Source organism: Paracoccus marinaquae (genome assembly GCF_018860165.1).
GTDB classification, from domain to species: domain Bacteria; phylum Pseudomonadota; class Alphaproteobacteria; order Rhodobacterales; family Rhodobacteraceae; genus Paracoccus; species Paracoccus marinaquae.
Genome location: NZ_JAHKNG010000020.1, coordinates 33,486 through 52,493, shown reverse-complemented (window position 1 = coordinate 52,493; position 19,008 = coordinate 33,486). Strand labels below are relative to the sequence as shown.

18 protein-coding genes are annotated in these 19,008 nt (G+C 66.3%); 3 read left to right on the top strand and 15 right to left on the bottom strand.

Annotated elements, in window-relative coordinates; all coding sequences use genetic code 11:
* Nucleotide 1: 1 nt before the first annotated feature.
* The 9 genes from KNW02_RS12290 to KNW02_RS12250 all read right to left on the bottom strand — a co-directional run bounded on the left by KNW02_RS12290 (nucleotide 2) and on the right by KNW02_RS12250 (nucleotide 9,905).
* Nucleotides 2-922, bottom strand: a complete 921-nt coding sequence (locus KNW02_RS12290) for a DnaJ C-terminal domain-containing protein (protein WP_216033566.1) — start codon at nucleotides 920-922, stop codon at nucleotides 2-4.
* A gap of 57 nt (nucleotides 923-979) precedes the next feature.
* Nucleotides 980-2,038: an aldo/keto reductase gene (locus KNW02_RS12285; RefSeq protein WP_216033565.1), complete on the bottom strand. Its 1,059-nt coding sequence runs from the start codon at nucleotides 2,036-2,038 to the stop codon at nucleotides 980-982.
* 70 nt (nucleotides 2,039-2,108) lie between these two features.
* On the bottom strand, nucleotides 2,109-2,861 hold the full coding sequence (locus KNW02_RS12280; RefSeq protein WP_216033564.1) for an ABC transporter ATP-binding protein: 753 nt from the start codon (nucleotides 2,859-2,861) through the stop codon (nucleotides 2,109-2,111).
* A gap of 44 nt (nucleotides 2,862-2,905) precedes the next feature.
* The gene (locus KNW02_RS12275; protein ID WP_216033563.1) at nucleotides 2,906-3,790 is read right to left on the bottom strand and encodes an ABC transporter ATP-binding protein; all 885 of its coding nucleotides are present in this window, start codon (nucleotides 3,788-3,790) and stop codon (nucleotides 2,906-2,908) included.
* Nucleotides 3,787-4,695 (bottom strand): nickel transporter permease, encoded by a 909-nt coding sequence (gene nikC, locus KNW02_RS12270; protein ID WP_216033562.1) that lies wholly within the window; start codon nucleotides 4,693-4,695, stop codon nucleotides 3,787-3,789. Before nikC ends, KNW02_RS12275 begins: the two co-directional genes overlap by 4 nt.
* The gene (locus tag KNW02_RS12265; RefSeq protein ID WP_216033582.1) at nucleotides 4,692-5,684 is read right to left on the bottom strand and encodes an ABC transporter permease; all 993 of its coding nucleotides are present in this window, start codon (nucleotides 5,682-5,684) and stop codon (nucleotides 4,692-4,694) included. Before KNW02_RS12265 ends, nikC begins: the two co-directional genes overlap by 4 nt.
* 99 nt (nucleotides 5,685-5,783) lie before the next feature.
* A complete protein-coding gene (locus tag KNW02_RS12260; protein WP_216033561.1) occupies nucleotides 5,784-7,382 on the bottom strand; it encodes an ABC transporter substrate-binding protein in 1,599 nt (532 codons plus the stop codon).
* A gap of 171 nt (nucleotides 7,383-7,553) precedes the next feature.
* Entirely contained in the window at nucleotides 7,554-8,702 is a 1,149-nt protein-coding gene (locus KNW02_RS12255; protein ID WP_216033560.1) for a CaiB/BaiF CoA transferase family protein, read from the bottom strand.
* A gap of 3 nt (nucleotides 8,703-8,705) precedes the next feature.
* Nucleotides 8,706-9,905 carry an acyl-CoA dehydrogenase gene (locus KNW02_RS12250; protein WP_216033559.1) on the bottom strand — a complete coding sequence of 400 codons (1,200 nt, stop codon included), beginning with the start codon at nucleotides 9,903-9,905 and terminating at the stop codon, nucleotides 8,706-8,708.
* Between the two features lie 108 nt (nucleotides 9,906-10,013).
* Between KNW02_RS12250 and KNW02_RS12245 the strand changes: the two genes are divergently transcribed.
* Nucleotides 10,014-10,916, top strand: a complete 903-nt coding sequence (locus KNW02_RS12245; protein WP_216033581.1) for a LysR family transcriptional regulator — start codon at nucleotides 10,014-10,016, stop codon at nucleotides 10,914-10,916.
* Between the two features lie 72 nt (nucleotides 10,917-10,988).
* Nucleotides 10,989-12,032 (top strand): hypothetical protein, encoded by a 1,044-nt coding sequence (locus KNW02_RS12240; protein WP_252733780.1) that lies wholly within the window; start codon nucleotides 10,989-10,991, stop codon nucleotides 12,030-12,032.
* Between the two features lie 3 nt (nucleotides 12,033-12,035).
* Here KNW02_RS12240 and mgrA read toward each other — a convergent pair whose 3' ends face one another.
* Together mgrA and ileS are read right to left on the bottom strand one after the other, a co-directional pair.
* Nucleotides 12,036-13,088 (bottom strand): L-glyceraldehyde 3-phosphate reductase, encoded by a 1,053-nt coding sequence (mgrA, locus tag KNW02_RS12235; RefSeq protein WP_216033558.1) that lies wholly within the window; start codon nucleotides 13,086-13,088, stop codon nucleotides 12,036-12,038.
* The gene (gene ileS / locus KNW02_RS12230; protein ID WP_216033557.1) at nucleotides 13,081-16,077 is read right to left on the bottom strand and encodes an isoleucine--tRNA ligase; all 2,997 of its coding nucleotides are present in this window, start codon (nucleotides 16,075-16,077) and stop codon (nucleotides 13,081-13,083) included. Before ileS ends, mgrA begins: the two co-directional genes overlap by 8 nt.
* A gap of 245 nt (nucleotides 16,078-16,322) precedes the next feature.
* Between ileS and KNW02_RS12225 the strand changes: the two genes are divergently transcribed.
* Nucleotides 16,323-16,721, top strand: coding sequence for a group III truncated hemoglobin (locus KNW02_RS12225; protein WP_216033556.1), 399 nt, complete (start codon nucleotides 16,323-16,325; stop codon nucleotides 16,719-16,721).
* On the opposite strand, the gene KNW02_RS12220 is transcribed toward KNW02_RS12225, so the two are convergent.
* From KNW02_RS12220 to KNW02_RS12205, 4 genes are read right to left on the bottom strand one after another with little or no spacing between them, the layout of a single operon-like run.
* The gene (locus KNW02_RS12220) at nucleotides 16,718-17,356 is read right to left on the bottom strand and encodes a trimeric intracellular cation channel family protein (RefSeq protein WP_216033555.1); all 639 of its coding nucleotides are present in this window, start codon (nucleotides 17,354-17,356) and stop codon (nucleotides 16,718-16,720) included. The two genes, KNW02_RS12225 and KNW02_RS12220, sit on opposite strands and share 4 nt — an antisense overlap.
* On the bottom strand, nucleotides 17,353-17,802 hold the full coding sequence (gene rnhA, locus KNW02_RS12215; RefSeq protein WP_216033554.1) for a ribonuclease HI: 450 nt from the start codon (nucleotides 17,800-17,802) through the stop codon (nucleotides 17,353-17,355). The genes KNW02_RS12220 and rnhA overlap by 4 nt, the downstream gene beginning before the upstream one ends.
* Nucleotides 17,799-18,401, bottom strand: a complete 603-nt coding sequence (locus KNW02_RS12210) for a LysE family translocator (RefSeq protein WP_216033553.1) — start codon at nucleotides 18,399-18,401, stop codon at nucleotides 17,799-17,801. The genes rnhA and KNW02_RS12210 overlap by 4 nt, the downstream gene beginning before the upstream one ends.
* Nucleotides 18,398-19,003, bottom strand: a complete 606-nt coding sequence (locus tag KNW02_RS12205) for a glutathione S-transferase family protein (protein WP_216033552.1) — start codon at nucleotides 19,001-19,003, stop codon at nucleotides 18,398-18,400. Before KNW02_RS12205 ends, KNW02_RS12210 begins: the two co-directional genes overlap by 4 nt.
* Nucleotides 19,004-19,008 lie beyond the last annotated feature (5 nt).

The following is a 19,008-nucleotide window of genomic DNA, read 5'->3' as shown; positions in this document are numbered from 1 at the left end:
GTCATCCCCCCACCTTCATCCCGGCACGCGGGTCGTAGCCGTGATCCCTGCGCCAGGTTTCAATGAATGTCGCCAGATCGTCGTCGATCTTCGGCGGCATGACGATCTTCAGTTCGACCTGCTGATCGCCGCCATTGATGCCGCGCCCGCGCAGCCGCAGCCTGCGCCCGCTCGAGGCGCCCTTTGGAATGGTCAGATTGACCGGCCCGTCGACGGTCGGCGCCGCCACCTTGCCGCCAAGGACCGCCTCGTCAAGGCTGATCGGCAGGGTCAGGAAGATGTCGTCTCCCTCGCGCCGGAACTCGGGATGTGGCGCGACCGAGATGGTCAGATAGGCGTCCCCGGCACCGCCCTGCCCCATGCCCGCCCCGCCCTTGCCCTTCAGCCGGATGGTCTGGCCGTCGCGCACGCCCTTGGGGATCGTCACCTCCAGATCGCCGCCTTCGGGCAGGGTGATGCGGGCCTTGCCCCCCCGCGCGGCGGTCATGAAATCGACCTCGAGCGAGAAGCGGTAATCCTGTCCGCGCATGTGAAAGTCCCGCCTTGTGCCGCCCTGCCCGAAGCCGCCTGTGCCGCGTCGCCCGAACAGATCCGCGAAGACATCCGACAGGTCGGGATCGCCATCGAAGCCGTAACCCTGCGCATAGGGATTGCCGGCAGCCTCGGCATGGTCGCGGTAATAGCGGCGCTGCGGGCGTTCCTGGCCCTGCTCGTCGATCTCGCCCGCGTCAAAGCGGCGGCGCTGTTCGGGATCCTTCAGCAGGTCATAGGCCGCCGAGGCGGCCTTGAAGCGTTCCGCCGCCGCCGGATCGGGGTTCAGATCCGGGTGATCGGTCTTGGCGATCCTGCGATAGGCTTTCTTGATCTCGGCATCGCTGGCCGATTTCGTCAGCCCCAAGGCTGCATACGGATCGCCCGCCATTCACGGCTCCCTTCGCCTGTCTTTCTTGTCAACAAGATAGGGGGCCGGCCGGTTTCATCAATAGGGCAAGGGATGGTCGCGGTGCAGCCGGTCGATGGCCTTGACCAGATCCGCGGGCATCGCCCGGCCCAGCCCGGCGATCAGGTGGTCCAACTGTGCAAGCGTGGTCGCGCCAAGGATCGGAACCACCCTGAATGGCCGGGTCAACTGCCATGCGATGGCCATGTGCAGCGGATCCCAGCCGTGATCCCGCGCCAGATCGTGCCAGGCCTCGGTTGCGGCGACGCCACGGCGGGTCCTGCGCCCACCCAGATCGCCGAGCCCGCCCGTTGCCTTGTCGACGGCGGCCCGGCTGCCCTCGGGCAGGGCACCGCCGGAATACTTGCCGGTCAGCAGCCCCGCCGCCAGCGGCGAATAGGCCAGCAGCGTCACTTCCTCATTCACCGCCACCTCGGCCAGATCGGTGTCGAACATCCGGTAAAGCAGCGAATATTCGTTCTGGATCGCAGCCATTCGCGGCCCGCCGATGCGGTCTGCGGTATCGCACCAGCGGGTCAGCCCCCAGGCGCTTTCATTCGACAGCCCGACGGCGCGGATCTTGCCCACCCTGACCCCCTCGGCCAGCGCCTGAAGCACATCCGCCATATGGTCCAGGTTCCGCTGCTTCGACTGGCCCGAGGGATCATAACTCCAGTTCTGCCGGAAGCCGTAGGAGCCACGCACCGGCCAGTGCAACTGATAGAGGTCGATCCGGTCGGTCTGCAGCCGTTTCAGCGAGGCGTCGATACAGGCCCGGATCTCGGCGCCGCCGAAGGGCGCGCCGTCGCGGACCATCTGGCTGGGTCCGGTGATCTTGGTCGCGATCTCGACCCGATTGCGCTGGCCCGTCTTCGCCAGCCAGCGGCCGAGGATTTCCTCGGTCAGGCCGATGGTCTCGCGGCGGACCGGGTTCACGGGATACATCTCGGCGGTGTCGATGAAGGTCATGCCGACGGCCAGCGCCCGGTCGATCTGGGCATGCGCCACGGCCTCGTCCGTCTGGTTGCCGAAGGTCATGGTGCCAAGGCAGATCTCGCTGACCTCGACCCCGCTGCCGCCCAGTGTCACCCGCTTCATCGCCGTCCCCGTTTCCGATATCGCGCGCAAGCTAGCGATACCGGCGGCGAGTGCAACCCACCGACAGCCGTCAGCTGCGGCTGTAGCCGGTCGAGGCCGCGATCAGGTTCCGGGTATAGTCCTGCTGGCCGGCACCGCGGCGCAGGGCATCGGCAGTCATCACCTCGAGGATGCGGCCATGCTGCATCACCGCCAGCCGGTCGCACATATGCGCGACCACCGCCAGATCGTGGCTGACCATGACATAGGTCAGCTTGTGTTCGGCGCGCAGATCAGCCAGCAGGTTCAGGATTTCCGCCTGCACGCTGACATCCAGCGCGCTGGTCGGCTCATCCAGCAGCAGCAGCCGCGGCTCGGCCGCCAGCGCGCGGGCGATGGCGACCCGCTGGCGTTGCCCGCCCGAAAGCTGGTGCGGATAGCGGAAGCGGAAACCGCGACCAAGGCCGACATCCTCCAGCAGCCGGGTGATCCGCGCGTCGATATCGTCCATGCCCTGCAATGTCAGCGCCTCGTTCAGCACGGCATCGACGGAATGGCGCGGATGCAGGCTGGCATAGGGGTCCTGGAACACCATCTGCACGGTCCGGTAGAAGGCGCGGTCGCGGGTCCTGCCGGCGACGGCTTTCCCGTCCACCTCGATCCGGCCGGACCATGTGTCGATCAGCCCGGCAATGGCGCGCAGGATGGTGGACTTGCCGGAACCGGATTCGCCCACAAGGCCGAAGCTCTCGCCCGGGGCCACCGCGAAGCTGGCGGCTTTCACCGCATCCACGCGGTCGGGCGGGAAGCCGAACCAGACATTAAGGTCCTTGACCGTCAGCATGGGCGGCCACTCCGGACATCTGCAACCCGGGGCAAGGACATGGTTCACAGACCTCCGGGGAAATCGGTCGTAAGGCTTTCGCTCAGCGGATCACCGTCGCGCCAGTTGTCCTGACGTTGCAGGACCGGCAGGCGGTCAACCGGCGCATCGAGGCGCGGCAGGCTGTTCAGCAGGCCCTGCGTATAGGGATGGCGGGCGTGGTGCAGGTCGCGCGCCGCCAGCGTCTCGACGATGCGGCCGGCATACATGATCAGCACGCGGTCGCAGAACTGCGCGACAAGATTCAGGTCATGGCTGATGAAGATCAGCCCCATGCCGCGATCCTTGACCAGCGCGTCCATGATGTTCAGCACCTCGTTCCTGACCGAGACATCCAGCGCCGAGGTGGGCTCGTCCGCGATCAGGATTTCGGGATCGGGGGCCAGCATCATCGCGATCATGATCCGCTGCCCCATGCCGCCCGAGACCTCGTGCGGATAGGTGGTCATCACCCGTTCGGGATCGCGGATCTGCACGGCCTCAAGCATGTCCAGCGCCTTTTGCCGGGCCGCATCCCTGCCGCCGCCGGCATGCAGGCGATAGGCCTCGATGATCTGGTCGCCGATGGTCATCACCGGGTTCAGGCTGAATTTCGGATCCTGCATGACCATGCTGATGCGGCGCCCGCGGATCCTGCGCATCTGCCGTTCGGGCAAATTCAGGATCGGCTGGCCATCCAGATCCAGCCTCTCGGCGGTGACGTGGCCGGGCGGGCGGACGAGGCCGAGGATGGCGCGGCCGGTCATGGATTTGCCGCTACCGGATTCGCCCACCACCCCCAGCCGTTCGCGGCCCAGATCGAAGCTGACGCCGCGCACGGCCTCGAAGATGCCCTGACGGGTCGGGAAGGCAACCCGCAGATCGCGAACCGAGAGCAGCGGGCCGGTCATTCCTTGGCCCCCTTCGGGTCCAGCACGTCGCGCAACCCGTCGCCCAGCAGGTTGAAGGCCAGGCTGACGATGAAGATGGCAAGGCCCGGCATCGCCGCCACCCACCAGAAATCGAGGATATAGGTCCGCCCGTCCGAGATCATCGCCCCCCATTCCGGCATCGGTGGCTGCGCGCCAAGGCCGAGAAAGCCCAGACCCGCCGCCGAGAGGATGATCCCGGCCATGTCGAGGGCCACGCGCACGATCAGCGAACTGATGCAGAGCGGCCAGATATGCCGGATCAGCAGCCGCATCGGACCCGCGCCCTGAAGGCGGGCGGCGGCGATATAGTCGGCATGGCGGATGGTCAGCGTCTCGGCCCGCGCCAGCCGCGCATAGGGCGGCCATGCGGTCAGCGCGAGGGCAAGGACGGCGTTGCCGATGCTGGCGCCGAGGGCCGCGACGAAGGCCAGTGCAAGGATCAGCTTGGGGAAGGCCAGAAAGATGTCGGTGATCCGCATCAGCACCTGATCGGTCCAGCCGCCCGCGAAGCCCGCCACCGTGCCGATGAACAGCCCGATGATCGGCGCGATCAGCGCCACCGTGCCGACGATGAACAGGGTGATGCGCGATCCGTGGATCAGCCGCGACAGGATATCGCGTCCCAGGGCGTCGGTGCCCAGCCAGTGTTCGGCCGAGGGCGGGGCCAGCCGTCCGGCGAGGTTCTGCGAGAACGGGCTCTGCGGTGCCAGCCATGGCGCGAAGATCGCCATGAAGATCAGCAGGATCAGGATCACCAGCCCGAACATCGCCAGCCGGTTGGCGCGGAAGGTCAGCCAGCCCTGATAGATCGCGCCCAGCCGCGCCTGACGCCGGGTCTGGGGCGCGTCGGACAGCAGCCATTCGCGGCGGGTCATCCGGCTCATTTCGACCTCGGGTCCAGCACGCGGTACAGGAGGTCGCTCAGCAGGTTCAGCGCGATGAAGCAGGTGCCGACGACGATGGTGCCGCCAAGGACCGCGTTCATGTCGCCGGCCAGCAGCGATTTGGTGATGTATTGCCCAAGGCCGGGCCAGGAGAAGATGATCTCGGTCAGCACCGATCCTTCCAGCAGCGAGCCGAAGGAAAGCGCGATCACCGTCACCAGCGGGATCGAGATATTGCGGAAGGCGTGGCGCCAGATCACCGCGCGCTCGGACAGGCCCTTGACGCGCGCGGTGGTGACATATTCGGCCGACAGCTGCTCCAGCATGAAGCTGCGGGTCATGCGGCTGATATAGGCAAGGCTGAAATAGCCCAGCAGCGACGCCGGCAGGATGATGTGGCTGAACGCGTCGCGGAACGCGCCCCAGTCGCCGGCGATCAGCGAATCGACCAGGATCAGGCCGGTCACGGTCGGCACCATGCCGTCATAGATGATCCCCTGCCGGCCCGGCCCGCCGACCCAGCCGAGGATGCCGTAGAAGACCAGCAGCCCCATCAGGCCCAGCCAGAAGATCGGCATGGAATACCCGACCAGCGCCACCACGCGCGCGACCTGATCGACGAGGCCGCCGCGTTTCGCCGCGGCGATCACCCCAAGCGGCACCCCGATCGACACGCCGATGAAGGTTCCCAGCGTCGCCAGTTCCAGTGTCGCCGGGAACACCCGCTTGATGTCGTTCACGACCAGTTGCCCGGTCGAGATCGAACGGCCGAGATCGCCGCTGAGAATGTCCCGGATATAGCCAAGGAACTGCACTGCCAGCGGCCTGTCCAGACCCATGGCCTGATAGGCGGCGTCGTATTGCGCCTGGCTGGCACGGTCGCCCACCACCTTCAGCACCGGATCGATCGGCATGACCCGGCCGATGATGAAGGTGACCAGCAGCAGCCCCAGCAATGTCAGTGCCAGCGACAGCAATGTTCCCGCGATGTTGCGAAGGCGACGACGGCGGGCGGCGCTGCGGTCAGAGGCCGAAGGGGGCGGGGTCTGGCCCCGCCCGCCCGGATCGGTGTCGGTCGCGGCCAAGGATCACTCGCCCTTGGTGACCTGATGATACATGACCGAGGTCACGGCCCCGCCGATATTCCAGTTCTGCACGTTTTCCTGCAGGCCGGTATTGGCGATGCGCTGGAACAGCGGGATCAGCGGCGCCTCGGCCTGATACTGCTTCTGGATGTCCAGATACATCTGGGCGCGCTTGTCGCCATCCTGCTCCAGCGTGGCGGCGACGGTCGCCTCGTTCATCGCCTCGGGCACGGCATAGGAATTGCGCCATGCCAGCAGGCCGGTGGCCATCGCCTCATCGCTGTTGTCCGGATTATAGGCGAAGGTCGCGGCATTGGTGTTCGGGTCGGAATAGTCCGGGCCCCATTCGCCGATATAGATCGGCACCTGGCGGGCGCGATAGGCGTCAAGGCTTTGCGCGCCGGTCATCTGCTCGATGTTCAGCGTCAGCCCGGCTTCGGCGAAGGATGCCTGCAGCGTCTGCGCCACATCTACATATTCGCGCAGGTCGCGGACGCTGGTATTGATGGTGCCGCCCTCGATCCCGGCGTCAGTCAGAAGCTGCTTCGCCTTCGCGATGTCATAGGTCCAGGGGTTCTCGTCCAGCGCGCCCAGATAACCCTCGGGCAGGAAGGACTGACGGGTCTTGAACATGCCCTTCAGGAAGCTGCCGGTGATGCCATCGTAATCGACCAGATGCTTGATCGCCTGGATCACGGCGGGGTTCGACAGCAGTTCGTCCTTCTGGCTCAACCCCAGATAGAGGATGCGGCCCTGGGGCTGGTCCTCGACCTTGACGCCCTCGACCTCGCGCAGCGCATCGGCATCGGTGGGCGTCAGGTTGCGCGCGGCGTCGATATCTCCCTGCTCGAGCAACAACCGCTGGGCGCTGGATTCCGCTACGTTGCGGATGATGACGCGCTTCATCGCCGCGGCACCCTGCCAGTAGCCCTCATAGGCGGCCAGTTGCACCGCCTCGTTCGCCCGCCACGAGGTCAGCGTGAAGGCGCCCGAGCCGGCCTCGTTGGTGTTCAGCCAGGTGTTGCCCATATCCTCGCCCTCGGCATTGGCCATCACCAGTTCCTTGTCCACGACGCTGGCGACCATCGCGGTGAGGCAGTTCAACACGAAGGATTGCGCATAGGGCTTGTCGAGGCTCAGCGTCAGCGTATTGCCGTCGAAGGTGATCTTTTCCCCGGCGTTCTCGGGCGTGAAGCCGAACTGGGTCAGGATGAACGCCGGGGTCTTGTTCAGGATCACCGCACGTTGCAGCGACCATGCCGCATCCTCGGCACGGACCGGGTTGCCGGAATGGAAGGTGACACCCTCGCGCATGGTGAAGGTGATCGACATGCCGTCCTCGGCCACCTGCCAGCTTTCGGCCAGCGCCGGCTTGAAGCCCGCCGCCATGTCCAGCGGATCGAAATCGACCAGCCGGTCATAGGTGTTGCGGTTCACGTCATTGCCCGAAAACTCGAAGGTCTGAGCCGGGTCGAGGCTGATGATGTCGTTGATATCATTGGCCACGACCAGCGTGTCGGCCGGGGTCTCGGCAAAGGCCGCAGGGGCCAGGGCGATGGCGGAAGCCAGCAGCAGCGCGCGCGGGGTCAGAAGATGTTTCATGGCGGGTTCCCTGTCGTTGGTTCGCCCCCTTGTTGCGGGGGTTGCATGGCGCGAGGGTAGGCCCAAGCCCGCATCGCTGGCAAGAGGCGAGGCCGGACCGGACGGGGCAGCCCCGGCATGTGAAAAGGGGGCGCGAACGCCCCCCGTTGAAGAGTTGCCCCGGATCGCGCCTCAGGCCGTCTCGAACCGCCACTCACCCTCGCCAAGCGCCGGCGCGGCGCGGTCGGTGACCAGCGGGCTGCGCGAAAAGCGGATCGGCGTGCGCAGCCCGGCGATCCCCTCGGGCGCGATCTGAAGCCCCCGCGCCCGCAGCTGCGGTTCGGCCAGTGCCTCGGCCACGTCATTGACCGGGCCGCCCGGCACGCCCGCCGCCTCCAGCGTGGCGATCAGATCGGCGCGCGCAAAGCGCCGCGTGGCCTGTGACAGCAGCGGGATCAGCCGCTCGCGGTGGCTGACGCGGCCCCCGTTGCTGGCGAAGTCGGGATCGGCGGGCAGATCGGGCAGGTCCAGCACCCGGCAGAGTGCCGCGAACTGCCGGTCATTGCCGCAGGCGATGATCAGATGCCCGTCCGAGGCCGGAAACAGCTGATAGGGCACGATATTGGGATGCGCATTGCCCAGCCGGTGCGGAACCTTGCTGCCCAGCAGGTAGTTCGTCGCCTGATTGGCCAGCACCGCGACGCCGCAATCCAGAAGCGACAGGTCCAGATGCTGCCCCTGCCCCGACCGCGCCCGTTCGGCCAGGGCCGCCTGCACCGCGATCACCCCGTAAAGCCCGGTGAAGATGTCGATCCAGGCGACGCCGACCTTCTGCGGCTCGCCCCTCGGGTCGCCGGTCAGGTCCATGATGCCGGACATGCCCTGAATGAGGAAGTCGTAACCCGGCTGCGCCGCGCGCGGCCCGTCCTGCCCGAATCCGGTGATCGAGGCATAGACGAGGCGCGGGTTGCGCGGCGCGAGGCTGGCATAGTCCAGCCCGAACCTGCGCAGGCCGCCCAGCTTGAAATTCTCGACCAGCACATCGGCGCCGTCGATCAACGTCTTCAGCCGCTCCAGATCGCCGGCATCGTTGAAATCGCAGATGATCGAACGCTTGCCCCGGTTGGCGGCGTGGAAATAGGCGGCGACCGTTTCGGTCGAACCATCGGCGCGCGGACGTTCAATGAAGGGCGGCCCCCAGCGGCGGGTATCGTCGCCCTCGGGCGCCTCGACCTTGATGACCTCGGCACCCAGATCGGCCAGCGTCTGGCCGATCCAGGGACCGGCGAGGATGCGGGCCAGTTCGACGACCCTGAGCCCCTTCAGCGGTGCCTCGGACATGGCTCAGCCGAAGGCCTGAAGGTCGGTCTGCGCGCGGCCAAGGATCAGCGCGTGAACGTCATGCGTGCCCTCATAGGTGTTCACGGTTTCCAGGTTCTGGGCATGGCGCATGACGTGATATTCGATCTGGATGCCGTTGCCGCCATGCATATCGCGGGCCATGCGCGCGATATCCAGCGCCTTGCCGCAATTGTTGCGCTTGACGATCGAGATCATCTCGGGCGCGAACTTGCCCTCGTCGAACAGCCGGCCGACGCGCAGGCTGGCCTGCAACCCCAACGCGATCTCGGTCTGCATGTCGGCCAGTTTCTTCTGGTAAAGCTGCGTCGCGGCCAGCGGGCGGTTGAACTGATGCCGGTCCAGCCCGTACTGGCGGGCGCGGAACCAGCAATCCTCGGCCGCGCCCATGGCGCCCCAGCTGATGCCATAGCGCGCGCGGTTCAGACAGCCGAAGGGGCCGCCCATGCCCTCGGCGCCGGGCAGCAGCGCGTCCTCGCCGACCTCGACATTTTCCATCACGATCTCGCCGGTGATCGAGGCGCGCAGGGACAGCTTGCCGCCGATCTTCGGCGCGCTGAGGCCCTTCATGCCCTTCTCAAGGACAAAGCCGCGCACCTTGCCGCCATGCGCCTCGGACTTCGCCCAGACCACGAATACATCGGCGATCGGCGCGTTAGAAATCCACATCTTCGCGCCGTTCAGCACATAGCCGCCTTCGGTCTTCTTCGCCCGGGTCTTCATGCCGGCCGGATCGGACCCCGCATCGGGTTCGGTCAGGCCGAAGCATCCGATGAACTCTCCTGAGGCCAGTTTCGGCAGGTATTTCCGCTTCTGTTCCTCACTGCCATAGGCCTCGATCGGGAACATCACCAGCGAGGACTGGACCGAGGCCATGCTGCGATAGCCGCTGTCGATCCGCTCGATCTCGCGTGCGACCAGGCCGTAAGCGACGTATGAGGCCCCCACCCCGCCATATTCCTCGGCCACGGTGACGCCCAGCAGACCCGCAGCACCCATCTCGCGGAAGATCTCGGGGTCGGTCTGCTCGTTCAGATAGGCGTCCTGCACCCGCGGGACCAGCGATTCGGCGGCAAAGGCGGCGGCGCTGTCGCGGATCATCCGCTCTTCCCCGGTCAACTGATCCTCCAGCAGGAACGGGTCGGACCAGGAAAACGGTTGGCCCTTGTGCGATTTCGTGGACATCGGATTTCCCCCTCGGCGGTGCCAGTGACATTCTTGCTGCAACTTTTATCGCTTTGCAGCCGCCATGAAAAACGGATAATCCGCATCAGTTCATGTATGGAATGAATGATGCGGCAAAGGCGCTTTCTGCCCAATCTCAGCCTGCTGCTGGCCTTCGACGCGGTGATGCGCAACGGCTCGGTCACGGGGGCGGCGCAGGATCTGGCGCTGACCCAAAGCACCGTCAGCCGGCTGATCCAGACGCTGGAGGCGCAACTGGGGCAGGATCTGTTCCGCCGCCAGCGCAAGCGGCTGATCCCGACCGAGGCGGCGCAGCGCTATTTCCGCGAAGTCTCGAACGCACTGGATATCCTGCAGCGCGCCAGCATGTCGCTGATCGCCAATCCCGAGGGCGGCTCGCTGTCGCTGGCGGTGCTGCCGACCTTCGGCACCCGCTGGCTGGCGCCGCGACTGCCGGGATTCCTGTCGGCCAATCCGGGCATTTCGGTCAATCTGGCCACGCGCTTTGCCCGCTTCAACTTCGAGGCCGAGCCCTTCGACGCGATGATCTGTTTCGGCCGCGACGACTGGCCCGAGGCGATGCATCTGAAACTGTTCGACGAAAGGCTGACCGCCTGTGCCGCACCTGCCTTCCTCGCCGATCATCCGGTTGCGCGCGCCGAGGATCTGCATGACTGCGTGCTGCTGCAACTGGAAACCCGGCCCACCGCATGGGCGGCCTGGTTCGAGGGTCAGGGCGCGGCGCCGCCCATGGTGCCCAACGGCATGCTGATGGATCAGTTCTCGATGATGATCCAGGCCGCGATCTCGGGGCTGGGGATCGCGCTGCTGCCCGATTACCTGGCGCGAATCGAGATCACCGAGGGTCGGCTGCGCCCGATCCTGCGGCAGGCGGTGCCGGGACCGGGCGCATACTGGCTGGCCTGGCCGCAGGGCAAGGACGATCTGGGGCCGCTGAAGGCCTTTCGCGGCTGGATCACCGCAATGCTGGCTGAAGCGACGGACCGCTGATGTGCCTACGGGCACCCTTTCCTCTGCCCTGTCGGGTGACTAGTGTCGCCGGACGATCGCAGGAACGAGCAGATGACCGGCAGCACGGCCCCAAAGAAAAAGCGCCCCGGGCAGGGCAAGGATCCGGCACCCGCAGCGGCGAATCTGCTGATCGTCGCGCAGGCCGGGCGGCTGGAATACGAGGCGGTGATCTTCACCGCCAGCCTGCGCCAGTTCTCGCCGGACTGGCAGGGGCGATTGCTGATTGCCGAGCCGCAGCCCGAGGCGGCGTGGGAGGGCCACCATACCCGCATCGCCCCCGAGACGCGCGCCCTGCTGGAAGAGATGGGCGCCGAAATCCTGCCCTTCACGGCGCGGCACTTCGGCGCGACCTATCCCCATGGCAACAAGATCGAGGCCCTGTTCGCCCTTCCCGCGCGCGAGCCCTTCCTGTTCTTCGACACCGATACGCTGATCACCGGACCGCTGGACAGGATCGCCTTCGACTTCGGGCGCCCCTCGGCCTCGATGCGGCGCGAGGGGACCTGGCCCGACCCGCCGCTTTACGGCCCCGGCTATGACGACATCTGGAAATCGCTCTATGACCGTTTCGGGCTGGACTTCGCGGGCTCGCTGGACCCGGACCAGCCGGACGGGCATTGGGAACGCTATCTCTACTTCAACGCCGGCTGGTTCTTCGGCGCCGATCCGGCCGAATTCGGGCGGCGCTTCCTGAACTGGGCGATTGCCCTGCGGGACGAGCCCGGCGAGGTGATGGCCTGCCAGAGCCTCGATCCCTGGCTGGATCAGGTAATCCTGCCACTGGTGATCCACAGTTTCGGCGGCGGGCGGCCGGGGCCGGAGCTGGCCGGGCTGGACGGGGCGGTCAGTTGCCATTACCGCAACCTGTCGTTGCTCTATGCCCGCGAACCGGACGAGGTGCTGGATGCACTGGAGACGGCGACGGCGCCGAACCGGATCAAGCGGCGCCTGCGCGAATGGGTGCCGGCGCATCGGCTGATCTATCAGGGCAAGGGGCGCAAGAAGATCCGCCCCATGTTCGACCAGACCGCCCTGCCCACGAAGGAACGGCCGATCCGGCAGCGGCTGAAGAACCGGGGCTGGTGGCTGGTCTGAAACTCAGCCCTCGCCCGCCCCTTCCGACGAGCGCGCCCAGATATTCACGTCACCGCCGGCCGACAGCTCATCGATCCGGGCCAGTTCATCCGGGCTGAAATCGAGGCGGGCCAGCGCCCCCACGCAATCCTCGACCTGTTCGGGCCGCGAGGCGCCGATCAGCGCGCTGGTCACGCGCCCGCCGCGCAGTACCCAGGCCACGGCCATCTGCGCGAGGCTCTGCCCGCGCGCCGCGGCGATTCCGTTCAGCCCGTTCAGCCGGGCGATCATGTCCTCGCTCAGCCAGTCCTGCGACAGCGACTTGCCCTGTGCCGCGCGGCTGCCCGACGGCACGCCCTTGAGGTATTTCCCGGTCAGCATCCCCTGCGCCAGCGGCGTGAAGACGATGCTGCCCACGCCCAGATCGTCCAGCCGGTCCAGCAACCCGTCATTTTCCACCCAGCGGTTCAGCATGTTATAGCTGGGCTGATGGATCAGGCAGGGCGTGCCCAGATCCTTCAGGATCGCCACCGCCTCGGCCGTGCGCTGGCTGTTATAGCTGCTGATCCCGGCATAGAGCGCGCGCCCCGACCGCACGATCTGATCCAGCGCGCCCATCGTCTCTTCCAGCGGTGTCTCGGGGTCGAAACGGTGCGAATAGAAGATATCGACATAATCCACGCCCAGCCGTTTCAGCGACTGGTCGCAACTGGCGATCAGGTATTTGCGGCTTCCCCATTCGCCGTATGGCCCCGGCCACATGTCATAGCCGGCCTTGCTGCTGATCACGATCTGATCCCGGCAGCCGGAGAAATCGCTGCGCAGGATCTCTCCGAAGGCCTCTTCGGCGCTGCCCGGCGGCGGGCCATAGTTATTGGCCAGATCGAAATGGGTGATGCCGAGGTCCAGCGCCCTGCGGCAGATGTCGCGCTTGACCTGATGCGGCGTGTCATGGCCGAAATTGTGCCACAGCCCCAGGCTGATCGCCGGCAGCTTCAGCCCCGAGCGCCCGCAGCGGCGATAGATCATGCGGTCATGGCGGTCCGCAGCGGGCTGGTAGGGCTGCGCCTCAGCCATGGCCCAGAACCTTGTCGCAGCGGGCGCAGACGCCGGGATGGTCATGGCTGCCCACATCGGGAAGGATTTTCCAGCAGCGCTGGCATTTCTCGCCCATCGCGCTTTCGAAGACCACGCCGATGCCCGGCGCCTCGGCCATGCGGAAAGCCTCGTTCGGGGCCGGATCGGCGGTCAGCGACAGGTCCGAGGTGATGCAGATATCGGTGAAGTTCACCGATTTCAGCGCCTCGAGGATATCGCGGTCCTCGACATGCACGACCGGCGCCGCCTCGAGGCTGGCGCCGATGGTCTTGTCGCTGCGCTTGATCTCCAATGCCGCCGTGACCACGCGGCGGGCGCGGCGCACGTGATCCCATTTCGCCGCCAGCGGCTCGTTCAGCCATTCCGCGGGCGTCGCCGGAAAATCGTGCAGATGCACGCTGTCATCCTCGGACGGGAAACGCGACAGCCAGACATCCTCCATGGTGAAGGGCAGGATCGGGGCCAGCCATGTCACGAGGCGATGATAGAGAATGTCCATGACCGTGCGCACGGCGCGGCGGCGGGTGCTGTCTGCTGCGTCGCAATAGAGCCGATCCTTGCGGATGTCGAAATAGAAGGCCGACAGATCGACGGTACAGAACTGGAACAGGGTCTGGAACACGCCCTGGAAATCATAGGCGTCATAGCCCTTGCGCACGACATGATCCAGTTGCGCCAGCCGGTGCAGGACCCATTGCTCGAGTTCGGGCATCTCGTCGGGCGCAAGCTTCTCGGCCTCGGCGAAGCCGGCCAGTCCGCCCAGTAGGAAGCGCAGCGTGTTGCGCAGCCGGCGATAGCTGTCGGCGGTGCCCTTCAGGATCTCGGGGCCGATGCGGCTGTCGACGCTGTAATCCACCTGCGCCACCCACAGACGCAGGATATCGGCGCCATATTGTCCGACCACCTCGGCGGGCACGATGGTATTGCCCAGGGACTTGGACATCTTCATGCCCTTCTCGTCCAGGGTGAAGCCATGCGTCAGCACGCCCTTGTAGGGCGCGCGGCCCCGGGTGGCGCAGGCCTGCAGCAGCGAGGACTGGAACCAGCCGCGATGCTGGTCGGTCCCTTCCAGATACAGGTCGGCGATGCCGTCGGGGCTGCCGTCTTCGCGGTCGCGGATCACGAAGGCATGGGTCGAGCCGCTGTCGAACCACACATCCAGCACGTCCATGACCTGATCGTAGTCGTCGGGGTCGGCCACACCCTCCAGCACCTGCGCCTTGAAGCCGTCGCGATACCAGGCATCCGCGCCCTCGGCCTCGAAGGCGGCGATGATGCGGTCGTTCACCCGGACATCGCGCAGCAGGAAATCCCCGGCATCGGGCTTGGCGCCCTTCTTCACGAAACAGGTCAGCGGCACACCCCAGGCCCGCTGCCGCGACAGCACCCAGTCGGGGCGGTTCTCGACCATGGAATGGATCCGGTTGCGGCCGGTCTGCGGCGTCCATTTCACCAGCCTGTCGATGCTGGTCAGCGCCCGCGCCCGGATCGTGTCGCCATAGTCGCCCATCCCGTCGACCAGCGGCCGGTCGATGGCGGCGAACCACTGCGGCGTGTTGCGATAGATCAGCGGCGCCTTCGAGCGCCAGCTATGCGGATAGCTGTGCTTGATCTTGCCCTTGGCCAGCAGCGCGCCGGCCCAGGCCAGCTGCTTGATGACGCTGACATTCGCGGGGCCGTCCTTGCCATCGGGCTGGATGATCGCCTCGCCCCCGAAGAGCGGCAGATCGGCGCGGTAAGTGCCGTCCGGCTCGACGTTATAGGTCATTTGCAGCTTGTGCAGCAGCCCTAGCTGATAGTCGTCATCGCCATGGCTGGGTGCGGTATGGACAAAGCCCGTGCCAGCGTCGTCGGTGACGTGATCGCCGGCGAGCATGGGGACACGATAGTCCCATTCCCCGTCGGCGCCCTCAACTCCCCTCAGTGGATGGACAAGATAGAGCATCCCTAGCTGATCCGTGGGCACGTCGCGAAGTCTTACGTAATTCTCGACCTTCGCAGCTTGCATCACTCCCTCGGCTAGGGTGTCAGCCAGCAACAGCTTTTCACCCTTTGTCGCTGTTGAGTTGTCAGCAATCTCTCTGACCTCATAAAGGCCATAAGCGATGTCTCTATTGAAGGCGACTGCGCGGTTCTGTGGGATCGTCCAAGGGGTCGTTGTCCAGATAACGACAGACGCCTCTGCTTCGCTACCAATCAGATCATCCAGTGCTCGTAGCTTGTCCTCGAAATTTTTTTTCCATGTCTGCTGTTGTTCATTTGAAGAACCAATCCATTCGGCCTTGGGCTGCAAGCCCATGGGCTTGAACCGCACCCAGATCGTATGGCTGGTATGGTCGTGATACTCGACCTCGGCCTCGGCCAGCGCGGTCTTTTCGACCGGGGACCACATGACGGGTTTGGACCCCTGATAAAGCGAGCCATTCATCAGCAGCTTCATGAACTCCGCCGCGATCACCGCCTCGGCATGGTAGTTCATGGTCAGATAGGGATCGTCCCATTTGCCGGTGACGCCCAGCCGCTTGAATTCCTCGCGCTGAACGTCGATCCAGTGATCGGCGAAGCGGCGGCATTCCTGCCGGAACTCGACCAGATCGACCGCGTCCTTGTCCTGCCCCTTCTGGCGGTACTGTTCCTCGATCTTCCATTCGATCGGCAGGCCGTGGCAGTCCCAGCCCGGCACATAGCGCGCGTCGCGGCCCATCATCTGCTGGGATCGCACGATGAAGTCCTTCAGCACCTTGTTCAGCGCGTGACCGATATGCAGGTTGCCGTTCGCGTAGGGGGGGCCGTCATGCAGGATGAAGGGCGCCCGCCCCCCGGCCCGTTCGCGCAGCCGGTCATAGATGCCGATCCGCGCCCAGCGGTCCAGCCACGCGGGCTCGCGTGCGGGCAGGCCGGCGCGCATCGGAAATTCGGTCTGCGGCAGGAAGACGGTGTCGCGGTAGTCGGGGGTCTCGGCGCTCATCGGGGCGGTCCTTCAGGTCTGTCGGTTCGGCAAGGGGCATCCCGGCGGTGCGAAACCTCACACCGCCGGGTGACTAATTCGGATGCTGGACGCCAGAAAACACATGCCGCCCTCTATAGGAACGCCCTTCCCCGCCTGCAAGCGCCCGCCCCGTCATCCCGGTCCGAAATATCTGCCGGGTGTCGCCGGGCTGCGTCACGGGGCCGCCTTGCCCCCGCCCGCGCGGCGCGCGACCATCGGCCACCATGCTGGCCCGATTCGACATCGCCCCCGACCAGATCGACCGCGTCGTCGCGGTCTTTTATGCCGCCATCCGCCGGCACGAGGTCTTAGGCCCGGTCTTCGCGCGCCATGTCACGGACTGGCCCGAGCACGAGGAAAAGATCGCCCGTTTCTGGCGCAAGGCGATCCTCTATGAGCCGGTCTATGACGGCAATCCGATGCGCGTCCACATGGCCGCGGGCGATGTCCGGCCCGAGCATTTCGCGCAGTGGCTGGCCCTGTTCGACGAAACCCTGCGCCGCACCCTGCCGCCCGAGCCTGCCGCCGGTTGGTCGGCGCTGGCCCATCGCATCGGGCGCGGGCTGCGCATGGGGGTCGAGGATCTGCGCAGCCCCCAGCCCGGACCACCGGTGCTGCGCTAGCCGCGCGCCCTTGGCGGGCGTGGCCGGTAGCCCGGCAGTTTCCAGCCCCAGACCATGCTGCCCGCGCGCAGCGTCCAGACCACGGCGGCGCCCGCGATCAGCGCCTCGATGCGCCCGGCGCCCGCCCCTGCCAGCAGCACCGCGACCAGCGATCCGCCGAAGGCCGCGGTCAGGTAAAGCTGGCCCTGTTTCAGCACCAGCGGCACCTCATTGCCCACGACATCGCGCATCAGCCCACCGAAGGTCGCGGTGACGACCCCCATGATGACGACGATCACCGGCCCGAAGCCGGCCTCCATCGCCACGCCGGCCCCGGCGGCGGCGGCCACCGCCAGCGCCACGCTGTCCAGCCACAGCAGCAGCTTGTAGCGGCTTTCGAACAGATGCGCGGTCCAGAACACCAGCAGCGCCGCGCCCGCGGCCAGCAGGATGTAGGAGGGATCGGCAACCCAGAACACCGTCTCGCGCCCCAGGATCAGATCGCGCAGGGTGCCGCCGCCCACGGCGGTCAGCGCGGCCATGAAGATGAAGCCCACCGGGTCCAGCTGCGCACGGCTGGCGACCAGCGCCCCGGTCAGCGCGAAAACCAGCACCGAACCGTAATCCAGCGCCACCAGAAGCCCGGAGACGTTCATTTGAACGGCGCCATCCCGGCGCGGGCCAGTTCGTCGGCGCGTTCATTCTCGGCATGCCCGGCATGGCCCTTGATCCAGCGCCATTCGACCCTGTGGCGGGCCTGTGCCGCGTCCAGCCGCTGCCACAGTTCGACATTCTTCACCGGCTTCCTGCCGGCGGTCTTCCAGCCATTCCTCTTCCAGCCGTGGATCCACTGGCTGACGCCGTTCTTCACATAGGCGCTGTCGGTGGTGATGGTGATCTCGCTGGGCCGGGTCAGCGTCTCCAAGGCCGAGATCGCCGCCATCAGTTCCATCCGGTTGTTGGTGGTATCCGCCTCGCCGCCCTGCAATTCGCGCTCTTTCACCACGGTATCGCCCGCCATGGCGCGCAGCAGGACGCCCCAGCCACCAGGCCCGGGATTGCCGCTGCAGGCCCCGTCGGTCCAGGCAAACAGTTCGGTCACGCCCGGCTCACCGCCAGTTTCAGGCCAAGCAGTGCAAAAGAGGCGGCAAAGACCCGCCGCAGCCAGCCCATCGCATATTCGGACGCAAGCACCGCCTCGCGACCGCTGGCGGCCAGTGTGGCATAGGTCAGGAAGACCGCGAAGGTCATGGCGGCGAAACCCAATCCCAGTTCGATCATCGCGCCGATGCCCGCGCCCTCGGGCAGGAATTGCGGCAGGAAGGCCATGAAGAACATGGGCAACTTGGGATTGAGCAGGTTCAGCATCACCCCGCGCCAGATGATCCGCGCAACGGGCATCGGTGCGCCGGCATCGACCCGCAGCCCGCCCTCGCCCCGCCATGCACCCCAGGCCATCCACAACAGATAGGCGACCCCGGCGAATTTCACCGTCTGGAACAGAACCGCGCTGGTGTGCAGCACCGCGGCCAGCCCGGCCATGGCGATCAGCATGTGGATCACCGGCGGAATGGTGCAGCCCACCGCTGCCCAGAACCCGGCGCGAAACCCGGACCCCAGCGTCGAGGACAGCGTATAGATGACTCCGATACCCGGCACGAGGCAGACGATGAAAGCGGTCAGCAGATATTCAATGCTCATGACGACAGCCCCACATAACCCGGCAGCGATCGAACCCGATCGAGCCATGCCCCGATACCCGGAAACCGCGCCATGTCGTAACCGCCGCGAGTCCCCGCCGTATGGGTATAGGCGTAAAGGCACAGATCGGCCAGAGAGACCCGCCCGCCCACCAGCCAGTCGGCGTCGGCCAGCCGGTCCTCGATCACCCGCAGGACGGCGTGGCCCCGTTCCAGCAGATCGGCCAGCCGCGCGGGCGTGGCTTCGGCGGCGCGGTCGGGATAGGACAGCAGCGCCTGCCGCACGGCGATGACCGGCTCATGACTGTATTGTTCCCAGAACATCCAGCCCAGCATCTGCGCCCGCTTGACCGCATCGGCGGGAATGAACGCCGTGCCCTCGCCCAGATACCACAGGATCGCGTCGGATTCGGCCAGCACCCGCCCGTCATCCAGCACCAGCGCGGGCACCTTCCCATAGGGCAGGACGCGCCCGGCCCTGGCCCGCGCCAGGGCCTCCGAGCCCTGTTCGCAATCGACGATCTCGGCCGCGCGCCCGGTCAGGGCCAGCAGCAGCCGGGCCTTGTAGCTGTTGCCCGAGGACGGCATCGAATAGAGTTTCATCCCTC

Excerpts from the sequence above, each read along its gene's own strand:
- KNW02_RS12255 (WP_216033560.1), bottom strand. The coding sequence starts at position 8,702 with ATGTCCGAGGCACCGCTGAAGGGGCTCAGGGTCGTCGAACTGGCCCGC.
- KNW02_RS12225 (WP_216033556.1), top strand. The coding sequence starts at position 16,323 with ATGCTGGCCCGATTCGACATCGCCCCCGACCAGATCGACCGCGTCGTC.
- KNW02_RS12245 (WP_216033581.1), top strand. The coding sequence starts at position 10,014 with ATGCGGCAAAGGCGCTTTCTGCCCAATCTCAGCCTGCTGCTGGCCTTC.
- KNW02_RS12285 (WP_216033565.1), bottom strand. The coding sequence starts at position 2,038 with ATGAAGCGGGTGACACTGGGCGGCAGCGGGGTCGAGGTCAGCGAGATC.
- KNW02_RS12290 (WP_216033566.1), bottom strand. The coding sequence starts at position 922 with ATGGCGGGCGATCCGTATGCAGCCTTGGGGCTGACGAAATCGGCCAGC.
- KNW02_RS12260 (WP_216033561.1), bottom strand. The coding sequence starts at position 7,382 with ATGAAACATCTTCTGACCCCGCGCGCGCTGCTGCTGGCTTCCGCCATC.
- mgrA (WP_216033558.1), bottom strand. The coding sequence starts at position 13,088 with ATGGCTGAGGCGCAGCCCTACCAGCCCGCTGCGGACCGCCATGACCGC.
- ileS (WP_216033557.1), bottom strand. The coding sequence starts at position 16,077 with ATGAGCGCCGAGACCCCCGACTACCGCGACACCGTCTTCCTGCCGCAG.
- KNW02_RS12210 (WP_216033553.1), bottom strand. The coding sequence starts at position 18,401 with ATGAGCATTGAATATCTGCTGACCGCTTTCATCGTCTGCCTCGTGCCG.
- KNW02_RS12250 (WP_216033559.1), bottom strand. The coding sequence starts at position 9,905 with ATGTCCACGAAATCGCACAAGGGCCAACCGTTTTCCTGGTCCGACCCG.
- KNW02_RS12205 (WP_216033552.1), bottom strand. The coding sequence starts at position 19,003 with ATGAAACTCTATTCGATGCCGTCCTCGGGCAACAGCTACAAGGCCCGG.
- KNW02_RS12280 (WP_216033564.1), bottom strand. The coding sequence starts at position 2,861 with ATGCTGACGGTCAAGGACCTTAATGTCTGGTTCGGCTTCCCGCCCGAC.
- KNW02_RS12220 (WP_216033555.1), bottom strand. The coding sequence starts at position 17,356 with ATGAACGTCTCCGGGCTTCTGGTGGCGCTGGATTACGGTTCGGTGCTG.
- nikC (WP_216033562.1), bottom strand. The coding sequence starts at position 4,695 with ATGAGCCGGATGACCCGCCGCGAATGGCTGCTGTCCGACGCGCCCCAG.
- KNW02_RS12240 (WP_252733780.1), top strand. The coding sequence starts at position 10,989 with ATGACCGGCAGCACGGCCCCAAAGAAAAAGCGCCCCGGGCAGGGCAAG.
- KNW02_RS12275 (WP_216033563.1), bottom strand. The coding sequence starts at position 3,790 with ATGACCGGCCCGCTGCTCTCGGTTCGCGATCTGCGGGTTGCCTTCCCG.